At 73.3% G+C, this 10,690-nt stretch carries 6 protein-coding genes; 3 read left to right on the top strand and 3 right to left on the bottom strand.

The genetic code is table 11. The features are described 5' to 3' along the window. Positions 1–1,401: substrate-binding domain-containing protein (locus tag FMEAI12_RS02350; RefSeq protein WP_200835161.1), on the top strand; the 1,401-nt coding region annotated here is incomplete at its 5' end. Positions 1,402–1,651: 250 nt separating this feature from the next. Here FMEAI12_RS02350 and FMEAI12_RS02355 read toward each other — a convergent pair. Next, positions 1,652–4,462 (bottom strand): WD40 repeat domain-containing serine/threonine protein kinase, encoded by a 2,811-nt coding sequence (locus tag FMEAI12_RS02355; protein WP_112104813.1) that lies wholly within the window; start codon positions 4,460–4,462, stop codon positions 1,652–1,654. A 513-nt stretch (positions 4,463–4,975) separates the two neighbouring features. Between FMEAI12_RS02355 and FMEAI12_RS02360 the strand changes: the two genes are divergently transcribed. After that, positions 4,976–5,794 (top strand): class I SAM-dependent methyltransferase, encoded by an 819-nt coding sequence (locus tag FMEAI12_RS02360; protein WP_112104814.1) that lies wholly within the window; start codon positions 4,976–4,978, stop codon positions 5,792–5,794. Positions 5,795–6,235: 441 nt separating this feature from the next. After that, on the top strand, positions 6,236–7,558 hold the full coding sequence (locus FMEAI12_RS02365) for an ABC transporter substrate-binding protein (protein ID WP_112104815.1): 1,323 nt from the start codon (positions 6,236–6,238) through the stop codon (positions 7,556–7,558). Between the two features lie 148 nt (positions 7,559–7,706). Here the strand turns inward: FMEAI12_RS02365 and FMEAI12_RS02370 are convergent, their stop codons facing one another. Together FMEAI12_RS02370 and FMEAI12_RS02375 are read right to left on the bottom strand one after the other, a co-directional pair. Then, entirely contained in the window at positions 7,707–8,753 is a 1,047-nt protein-coding gene (locus tag FMEAI12_RS02370) for a hemolysin family protein (protein WP_071065605.1), read from the bottom strand. Continuing rightward, positions 8,750–10,423, bottom strand: a complete 1,674-nt coding sequence (locus FMEAI12_RS02375; RefSeq protein ID WP_112104816.1) for a hemolysin family protein — start codon at positions 10,421–10,423, stop codon at positions 8,750–8,752. Before FMEAI12_RS02375 ends, FMEAI12_RS02370 begins: the two co-directional genes overlap by 4 nt. Positions 10,424–10,690 lie beyond the last annotated feature (267 nt).

Here is a 10,690-nt window from a genome sequence, read left to right on the forward strand (position 1 = left end):
CCACCCACCACGGCCCCGCCACCCACCGGGCCGACGTCCACAGGCGCGACGTCCACCGGGGAGCCGGCCGGCGCGGGGTACCAGGGCGGTTGGGGGAGCAGCTCGTACCCTTACGGCGACGCCGCGCACACCGTGGCGGCCGGCTCGTCGGCCGGTGGCGACCGCACCCAGGCGGTCGCCACGCCCGGCGGCCCCGGGACGACAGGAGCGCCCGCGGCCACCGGAGTCACCGGGATCGCTGGGACCGCCGGCGGCGGTGATCCTCAGTCGGCCGCGCCGACACCGTCCCAGGCCGGAACATTCGGCGGGAGCTCCGCCGGCACCCGGGCCGTCCCGCGCGGCGGGCTGTTCGGCGGCTGGTCCCGCGCGACGATCGCCGCGGCCGTGGCCGCGATCGTCTTCGTCGCCGGCGGCACCACCCTGGGCATCGTGCTGACCGGAGGCGGCGACGACACGCCGTCCAACGGCATCGTGCCGATCGCCGCGCCCACCGCCACGCTGCCGCCGCCCGCGGCGACGACCGCGCCGCCCGCAGCCCCGACACCCGGACCCAACACGGTGCTTGTCGCGGGCTCCAGCGAGGTCGCGCCGATCACCGAGACCGCCTACGCCGGGTTCCGCAAGGTTCAGCAGAACGTGACCGTGAACGTTGAGGCGTCGACGACGGAGGACGGCTTCGCCAAGCTCTGCGCGGGTGGCGTTGACATCGTCGGCGCGTCCTTCGAGTTCGACCCGTCCTTCTCGAAGGACCCCGGCTGCGCCGACCAGATCGTCGGGTTCGAGGTCGCGCACCACACGCTGCCGATCGTGGTGAACCCGCAGAACACCTGGGCGCGCTGCATGACCCTCGACCAGGTGCGCAAGGTCTGGGACGCCGGCTCGACGATCAACCGGTGGAACCAGATCGACCCGTCCTTCCCGGACGAGCCGATCGCGTTCGTGGGGCCGGCCCGGAACACCGTCCAGGCGCAGGTGTTCAACTCGACGGTGAACGACTCCAGCTCCCGGTCCCGGCAGTACCAGGAGACCGACCTGAGCGGGGTCGCGAACGACGTCGCCGGTGATCGGTTGGCCATGGGCTTCCTGGACTTCCCGACGTTCGAGACCTTCGGGCCCCGACTGAGGGGCCTGGAGATCGACAACGGCGAGGGATGTGTCGAGCCGAACGCGGTGACGGCCGGAACGGGCTTCTACCTCCCGCTGTGTAAGCCGGTGTTCGTCTACGCCCGTAAGGACTCGCTGCAGAAGCCCGCGACCGCCGCGTTCATGCGCTACTACATGGAGAACGGCGAGGAGATCGCCTTCGACGCGCACTACGTCCCGCGGACCAAGAGCACGATCGACGAGAACGTGGCCCGCGTCGACGAGCTGACAAAGGGAGTACCACCCGTCACGGCCTGACCCGTGCGTCCACGGCGCCGCGGTTTCGCAGAACCGCGGCGCCGTCAGCCACACAGTTCCGCCGGCTCGCCGCGAAGAGCGTCCGCCGCAGGCACGCGATGCCCGCGGCGGACGCCCTTCGTGGTTTCCGTCGGGCTGCGGTGCCTGCCGGGCTGTCGTTCCTACCGGGCTGTCGTTCCCGCTGGGTCAGCCCGCGGCGGACATCGGGCGGCGGCGATCAGCCCGAGGTGGAGATCAGATGGTGGCGGGATCAGGCGGTGCACGGGTCCCGGAACGGGAGCTCGCTGATCCGCTGCTCCCACTCGGCCCGGCTGATGCGGGCGTCCGGGTCGGCGCAGGCGATCGTCGTGAGCTTCGCGGCGTCCGTGGACCACACCGCGACCTTCCCGGACTCGGTGCTCAGCGCGAGCCGGTCGTCTGCGGCGTCCGTCGCCAGGGCGAGGATCGAGCTCTTCAGATCACCGACCCGGACCATGGGCACGGCACTCGAGGTGTCCCAGTAGGCGACGACGCCCGCCTGGTCACCGCTGACGGGCTGGCCGCCAGCACCGAACACGACGGCGTTGACCGGGGCTGTGTGGCCGTGCAGCTCACTGGTGAGACGGGCGGCCATCGGGTCGCGCACATCCCAGACACGGACGGTGCGGTCGTCGCCACCGGTGATCATCTGGTGGCCATCTGTGCTGAAGGTGACGGCATTCACCGCACCGACCGCGCCGGACGCCACCCCTGCCCGGACCGGTTTACGAGGGTCCGCGATGTTCCACAGCTGGACGTCACCACCGATGCCCGCGGTGGCCAGCAGTTTCCCGTCCGGGGTCAGGGCCATGTCCGTGATCACGGCGGTGGTGAGCTGGAGGCGCAGCATCGCGGGCGCGGCCGGGTTCGAGACGTTCCACAGACCGAACGTGCCGTCCTGGGCGGCCGCGGCCAGCAGCGATCCGTCCGCGGACAGCGCCACGTGAACGGGACGGGACAGGCCGTCCAGCTGGGCGACCTGCTGGGGGTTCGCCGGATCGGTGACCTGCCACAGGCGGGCCGCGCTCTGCGTTCCGCCGGTCGCGAGCCGCGTGCCGTCGCCGGTGAACGCGATGCCGTCGGACGGGTCGTCCGAGCGGCGTTCGCTGATCAGCGCCGGTTCGCCGCCGTCGGTCAGCCGAAACAGCCGGAGTACGCCGTCCGCGCTGGTGGCGGCGAGGACGGTGCCGGCGGGGTTGATGGCGATATCCCCGTAGGGGGCGTCCGAGGCCGGGGTGCGCACCGCGGACGCACCTGCGAACGAGGCGACCATGGCGTCCTCGGCGGCCTGGACGGGCGCGATCCGGTAGGCGGCGAGGCTCAGCCGAGCGGCGAGCGCCGGGTCCTGCGCGCGGCTGGCCGCGGCGGTCGCGGCGAGGTGCGCCGCGATGGCCTCGCGGTCCGCGCTCGACCCGTCGTCACCACCGCCGCCACCGAGGGTAACGATCGGTACGACGACGGCGGCGACGAGTAGAGCCGCGAACCCGGCGAGGACCATGGTGCGGCGCCTGGACCCGTGACCGGACTCCGCGCCCTGCGACGGATCGGCACCCGCTCCTTCGCCGGAGCCGGCCGGGGCCGGGGCACCCGGCACCGGTGACACCGGCCCGGACGACTCGGCTGGTCGCGCGAGCGGCCCCGCGGGCACCGGCCCCGACCATCCCGGCCCGCCGGTGCCCTGTCCGCCGGCCGGTTGGCCGCCCTGGCCTTGGGGCGCGGGTGACAGCGGGTATGGAGGCGGCTGGGAGATCGGTCCCGACGGTGTGCGGGGCTGGGCGGAGCCCGGTGAGGAGACACCGGGAAACGACGACGCCGGCGGCGGGGTGCCCAGCGCGGGCCCGGCACCGGCCCGCGGCGCGTGTGTCAGCGGCCCGTGCGCCGCCGCCGCGGTTCCGCTCCCGCCACGGCCTCCGACAGCGCCCCCGCTCCTGCTTCCGACGGCGCTCCCGCCTCCGCCAGCACCTGCTCCGCCAGCACCTGCTCCGGGTGTTCCGCCTGCTCCGGACACGTCGCCTGGTCCGACCGGCCCGCTCGCGGCCGCTCCGGCGGCTGCGCCGGCGGCGGTTCCCGAGGCTGTCCCCGCGCGGTCGCGGCGCCCGCCTCGGGACCAGCGGCGGCCGCGGGGCGCCCCGGCCGTGCCCGCCGTGCCTTCGGTGCCGCCCGGCGGCCCGGGTGCCGCGCTCCGGTCGGGGATAGCCACCCCGCCCATCAGCGACGCGCGCAGCTCCTCGGCGCTCGGCCGGGTGGCCGGGTCCTTACGCATGGCGAGCTCGACGAGCTCGCGCAGCTCGCCCGTCACGCCGTCGAGCTGCGGCTGCTCGTTGATGATGCGGTAGAGGACGGCCTCCATCCGGCCGTGCCCGAACGGCGGGTGCCCGGTCGCCGCGAAGATCATGATTGATCCCCAGGCGAAGATGTCGACCGCGGCGGTGATCGGCAGGTCGAGGATCTGCTCCGGCGACATGTAGCCGGGCGTGCCGATCGCCTGCTTCACGTTGCGGGACAGGTCGCTGACCGTGTCGTACTCACGCGCCAGCCCGAAGTCGATCACCTTCGGGCCGACCGGGGAGAGCAGCACGTTCGCCGGGGTGAGGTCGCGGTGCACGATGCCGGCGGCGTGGATGGCCGACAGCGCGGTGGCGACGCTGACCGCGAGCTGTTCGAGATCGGCCGGCCGCATCGGGCCGCGCGCGGCCACGTGGCGGGAGAGTGTCGGGCCCTCGACGAACTCCGTGACCAGGTACGGCTGCGGCCCGTTCGGGTCGGCGTCGAGCACGGCCGCGGTGGTGAAGCGGCGGACCCGGCGGGCGCTCTCGGTCTCGCGGGCGAAGCGGGCGCGGAACTCCGGCCGGGAGGCCAGCTCGGGGCGGATCACCTTGATCGCGACGGCGGTGCCGTCCGGCGCCTGGCCGAGGAAGACGGCGCCCATCCCGCCCTGGCCGAGCCGGCCCACCACCCGGTAGGCGCCGAGCTGTACCGGGTCCTCGGTCCGCAACGGGCGCGCGGTGTTCCCGGACACCGGTGGTGGCGTAGCTCCGGTCACGCGGCCCCACTCCTGCGGTTGTCACGGCAGCCGCGGGCTGCCGAGGTCGACGACCCGGCGCGGGCAGGCCCGGCGCCACTGCCCGGCGCGCCGTGCGACGGACTCGAGCGCCGCCCCCACCCGGTCGGCCAGTGCGCCGCCCGCCGATCTTCCGACCTACGAGCCACACTGATGATCGTTCCGTGCTGCCAGCCGCCTGAACGACATCCGCACACGATCACTCGGCAGCGGTCAGCCAGCAGCGGTCACTCGGTAACGATCATCCGTGCACACCGCGCCAATCTGATCCTACGGCACGCCGGTTAGCGAGATCCCAGGTCTGGCAGGCCTGTTCGTTGCTCGTGGTGAACCCGGCGGAGCCGCCGGGTCCGGCGGCTCTCGTCGCTCGGACCCGGCCGAACCGGTCGGATCGGTGCCCGACGGCGGATACCGTGCATCCCGGCCGTCCACCGGCGCGTTCTTTCGTGCGACCGTTGGCCGGTTCGCCCCGATGGTGTCGATCTGGGAGGTCACGTGCTCCGCCGCGCAGCGAAGTTCGAGGTCACACTCACCCCGACGTCGGAGACGCTGCTGGCGCCGGTGGCCGACGAGCCGCGGCGGTGGCTGCTCGGCCGGGCGCTGGACGACTTCGTCGCCGACGTCGGCGCGCTCGACGAGGTCGCGCCGCGCATGGTCCCGGGTGTGACCCGTCCGAAGATCGACACTGCTGTCGACGAGGCCACGCCGACCGTCGCCGACGGCACCCTGCTCGTTTCCGGCCAGGAGGTGATGCAGACCTGGGAACGCCCGCTGATGCTGGCGCTCGCGCGCGCGGCCACCCGTCCCGGCGGCTCGGTGTGCGAGGTCGGCTTCGGCCTCGGTATCTCGGCGGGCTTCGTCCAGGAGCTCCGGCCGGCGACCCACACGATCATCGAGGCGAACGCGGACGTCGCCACCACGGCGCGCGCCTGGGCCGGAGCCGACGGGCGGCAGGGGGTCGAGATCGTGCCGGGGCGCTGGCAGGACGCCCTGCCGGGGCTGGGCCGGTTCGACGGCATCCTGTTCGACACCTATCCGCTGGACGAGCGCGAGGTGGACGACTATGTGGTGCGTGACGCGACGTTCGCCGAGCACTTCTTCCCGCACGCCGCCGCGCACCTGACGGACGACGGGTCGTTCACCTACTACTCGAACGAGATCGACTCCCTCTCCCGCCGCCACCAGCGCGCGCTGCTGAAGCACTTCGAGACGTTCTCGGTCCGGGTCGTCGACGGCCTGCGTCCGCCGGCGGACTGCAGCTACTGGTGGGCCCCGTCGATGGCGGTGATCGTCGCCTCCGGTCCGCGCCGCTGACCGGGCGCCGCTGAGCCGCATGCCGTGGGGGGCCGGGATGCTCGCCGACGCCGCGGTGCGTCTCGCGATGGCGCTCGCGCTGCCGTGGGTCTCGCTGGCGGGCTCGCACCCGGTCGGGCCCGCCGGCTGAGGAGCCTGCGCGGGCCGGGGGTGCATCCGGGAGCCGCTGTCCGTCCGACAACAGTCCGTGTACGCGCCATTCGGTGGGCGGGCGGGTCGATCTGGCTGCGGTTACTGGGCCTGGCTGCCGTGATGTTGTACGGTTTGCCGAGTCGGTTTGCCCCTAGCCGTACCTAGTGTCCTGATCTATCCCTTTTCCAGGTGCGCCGGCTTCACGGTGTGCCGGAGTCGTCTTCGGGCCGGGACCGGCCCAGGAGGTTCCGCCCGCCCGCCCGCGCCTTGCCCGCACCTGTCGCGGCACCCGGACATCAGGAGAGACCGATGACGACCCGACCGACTCCCGCCGCGCACGAGCGAGAGGCCGGTCGGGTCGGCCAGATCGGCCCGCCGCGGCGGGTCCAGCGGGCGCGCCGGCTCCGTCCGTTGCGGCGGATCGCCGCCGTCGTCGCCGGGCTGGGCATGGCCGGGCCGATCCTGCTCACCGGGTGCTCCGCCGGCGGCACCGACAGGACGGCCGGGGCCCGCGCCTCGTGCACGCCAACGCCGGGCGTCACCCCCGACGAGGTCCGCTTCGGAGCCCTCTACCCGGACACCGGCTCGGGTTCGCCGCTGTCCCGCGCGTTCCGGGCCGGCATCGACGCCAGGCTCGGGGTCGTCAACGGTACCGACGGCATCCAGGGGCGGCAGGTGCGGTACGACTGGCGCGACGACGAGTCGACGTCCGACGGCGCACTGCGCGGCGCCCGCCTGCTCGTCGACCGTGACCAGGTCTTCGCGATCGTCGGCACCAGCGGCATCGCGACCGAGGCGGTGAGCTACCTCGCCGAGCGCGGCGTGCCGACCATCGGCCAGGATCTGACCGCCAGCGGCGACAACGCCTTCGGCTACTCCAACGTTCTCGGCGGCCAGCTCGGGAACTCGGTCTTCGGAGTGTTCGCCCGTGCGCACGGCGCCACCCGGGCCGTCCTGCTGCGGACCGAGCAGATCCCCGCCTCGGGGCAGATCGACGAGCGGATCGCCCACAGCCTGCGCGCAGGCTCGGTCGAGGTCGTCGACACCATCGACTGGACGCCGACCGGCTTCGACCTGAACGCCGTCGCGGCCCGGGTCCGCGCGGCCAACGCCGACATGATCACCGGAGTGGTGCCCCCGCAGGCGCTCGCGGACGTCGCGACCGCCGCCCGGCAGGCCGGGGCGACCATCAAGGTCGTGATGGTGCCGATCGGGTACGACCCCGGCCTGCTCGATCGCCGTCCACAGGGCCTGGCCGGCAGCTTCTTCCTCGTCGACTTCGTGCCCTTCGAGGCGGGGACCCCGGCGCACGAGCGCTACCTCGACGCGATGTCCCGCTACGCCCCCCAGATCGAGCGCCGGGAGCAGACCACCGGTCTGGTCGGCTGGATGACCGCCGACCTCTTCCTCCGGGGCCTCGTCGAGGCCGGTCCGTGCCCCACCCGCGCGGGCTACATCGCCGCGCTGCGCAAGGTGGCGGACTACGACGCGGACGGGCTGCTGCCCAGGCCGGTGGACCTCGCGGTGAAGTCCGCGCCCACCGCCTGCGTGAGCGTGGTCCGAGTGTCCCCGGCCGCGGACGCTTTCCAGGTCCAGATGCCCATGGCCCTCTGCGGCGAGGCGCTGAGCTGACGGCCGCGCTGACGGCCGCGCGCCCGCCCGCGTCCGTCCGTCAGCTCAGCTGCCCGGCACCCGGCACCCGGCGACGGGCGCCGGGCGACGGGCGACGGGCGGGCACTGAGCCGGCCCAGCGCCCGCCCGGCACCGCCCCCCGCCGGTTTCAGGCGCGCTGACGGGTCGCCTCGTCGCGGATCTCGCCCACCAGCTCCTCGAGGATGTCCTCCAGCGCCACCAGGCCGAGGATCCGGCCCTCGCCGTCGGAGAGCCGGGCCAGGTGCGATCCCGAGTGCTGCATGGTGGCCAGCGCAGTGCGCAGGCTGTCGTCCGCCCCGACACGGACCAGCGGCCGGATCCACTTGGCCGCCACCGGGGCCGAACGTCGGTCCTCGCGGTTCTCCAGGACGTCCTTGAGGTGCAGGTAGCCGACGAGGTCACCGTCGTCCCCGCGGACCGGGAACCGGGTGAAGCCCGTGTCGGCCGCGAGCCGCTCGACCTCGCGGGGCGTGATGGACGGCGGCACGGTGACCAGGCTGTCCGGGCGGAGCAGGACGCTGCGCGCGGTGCGCTCGTCGAACGACAGCGCGCCGGTCAGCAGGTCGTGCTCGTCCTCCGCCAGCAGGCCCTCGCGGTGTGATTCCTCGATGAGCCCGGCCACCTCGTCGCGCGTGTAGACGTTGGTCACCTCATCCTTGGGCTCGACCCGCGCCGCCCGCAGGGAGAGGTTCGCGATCCGGTTGAGGATCGAGATCACCGGCTTCACCACCCGGACGACCGCGACCAGCGGCGGGGCCATCAGCAGGACCGCCCGGTCCGGCATGGCCAGCGCGATGTTCTTCGGGACCATCTCACCGATCACCACGTGCAGGTAGGTGACGGCGGTGAGCGCGATCGCGAACGCCACCGGATGGCGCAGCGACAGCGGCAGGCCCACGGCCTCGAACGGCCCCTCCAACAGGTGCGCGATGGCCGGCTCGCTCAGCGCGCCCAGACCGAGCGTGCAGACCGTGATGCCGAGCTGGGCTCCGGCCAGCATCAGCGACACGTTCTCCATCGCCTTCAGGGTCACCTTCGCCGCCCGGGAACCGGCGAGCGCCATCGGCTCGATGGTGTCCCGGCGGGCGGAGATGATCGCGAACTCGGCCCCGACGAAGAAGGCGTTGCCGGCGAGCAGCAGCACGGTTACGGCCAGGGCGAGGACGTCGTTCATCGCTCGGACTCCCTGACCCCGGCTGAGACCGACCGCGTGCGCCCGCGCCGGCCCGCGTCGTCAGCGCGGTCCCGGCCGCGGGCCCGTCCAGGCCCGGTGCCCGGCGGCTTCGTGCCCGCCGGCGGTGCTGTGTCCACCGGCGGGGCTGTGTCTGCCTGCGCCGCGCCCGCCGCCGTCGCGTCCGCCGCCGTTGTGCTCGCCGACGCCGCGCCTGCCGGCGCTGTGTCCGCTGGCACTGCGGTCGGTGGATTCTCGTCGGTGGCCTTCGTGTCCGCCGGGGTCGCAGGTGGCGGAGTCGTGGCTGGCGGAGTCGTGGCTGGCGCCTCGCCCGAGGGCTGCTCCGCGATGTCGGCCCGCGCCGGGTTCGCCGCGGCGTCGCCCCGCGGGTCGAGCCGGATGCGGTCGACGCGGCGGCCGTCCATCCGCTCGACCTCGTAGCGGATGCCGTCCAGGACGATCGTGTCGCCGGTGCCGGGGATGCGCCCGAGGGTGCGCGACATCAGGCCGCCCAGCGTCTGGTAGGCGTCGTCAGCCGGGATCGGCAGGCCGGTGACCTCACTGGCCTCCTCCGGCCGCAGCAGGCCCGAGACGAGCCAGCTGCCGTCCCGGCGGCGCAGCGCCCGGGGGCTGACCCGGTCGTGCTCGTCGACGACGTCACCGACGATCTCCTCGATGAGGTCCTCCGCCGTCACCAGGCCGTCGACCCCGCCGAACTCGTCGACGACGATCGCCATCTGCAGGCCGCCCGAGCGCAGCGTCTCCAACAGCGGCTCGAGGGGCATCGAGGACGGCACCGTCGCCGCGGGGATCATCACGGCGCGTACCTGTACCATGTCGCGCCGCTCCTCCGGCACGCTCACCGCGTGCTTGACGTGGATCAGGCCGACGACGTCGTCGCTGCCGTCGCCGATGACGGGGAACCGGGCGTGCCCGGTCCGCCGGACGGCGCTGATCACCTCGGCTACGGGGGCGTCCGCGTCGATCGACTGCATGCGCATCCGGGGAGTCATCACGTCCTCGGCGACCCGGTCGCCGAAGGTCAGCGAGCGCTGCATGAGCGTCGCCGTCTCCCGCGGCAGCGTTCCGTGCTCGGCCGACCGGCCGAGCAGCGAGAACAGCTCCTGCGGGGAACGTGCCGACGCCAGTTCCTCCTGGGGTTCGACGTTGACCCGCCGCAGCAGCGCGTTCGCGGTGTTGTTCAGCGAGTGGATCACCGGGCTGGTCACCCGGGTGAAGAGCCGTTGCGGACGCTGGACGGCGCGCGCCGTCCCCAGCGGCCTGGCGATGGCCAGGTTCTTGGGCACGAGCTCGCCATACAACATCGTGAACGCGGTCGCGAGCACGAGTGCTAGGGCCACGGAGAGACCACGTGCCAGGCCCTCGGAGGCACCCAGACTCGTGACGGGACCTTCAAGTAGGTCCGCGATGGCGGGCTCGGCGAGGAAGCCGATCGCCAGGTTGGTGATGGTGATGCCCAGCTGTGCGCCGGAGAGCTGGGTGGAGAGGCTTCGCAGTGCGGTGAGGACGCCCGCCGAGCGGCTGTCGCCGTCCGCCGCGGAGCGCTCGACCGTGGGCCGGTCCACCGTCACGAACGCGAACTCGGCCGCGACGAAGATGCCACATGCGATGACTAGCGCAAAGCTGAGGAGCAGGAGGAGCGCCTCTGTCACCGATCGACCCCCGCGGGCGCTTCCCTACGCGTGGGTCGGCCGGAACTACATCCGGCGTCGTCGGAGCTTTTCATGATCCCTTCCGTCGGGTAAGGCGGCCGCCGGTCTTCGGTGGCCGCCCTGCGGACCTGCCTACCCCCGTCGAGCTGGTTCAACGCGCGCCGGAAGCGGACCGTTTCACCATGGCCTGTGGGATGTGTGTCGGTCCAGGGGCTACGCCGTGGTACGGCGTAGCCCCTGGACCGACACACATCCCACAGGCCATGG

The organism is Parafrankia sp. Ea1.12, from assembly GCF_900465275.1.
GTDB lineage: Bacteria > Actinomycetota > Actinomycetes > Frankiales > Frankiaceae > Parafrankia > Parafrankia soli.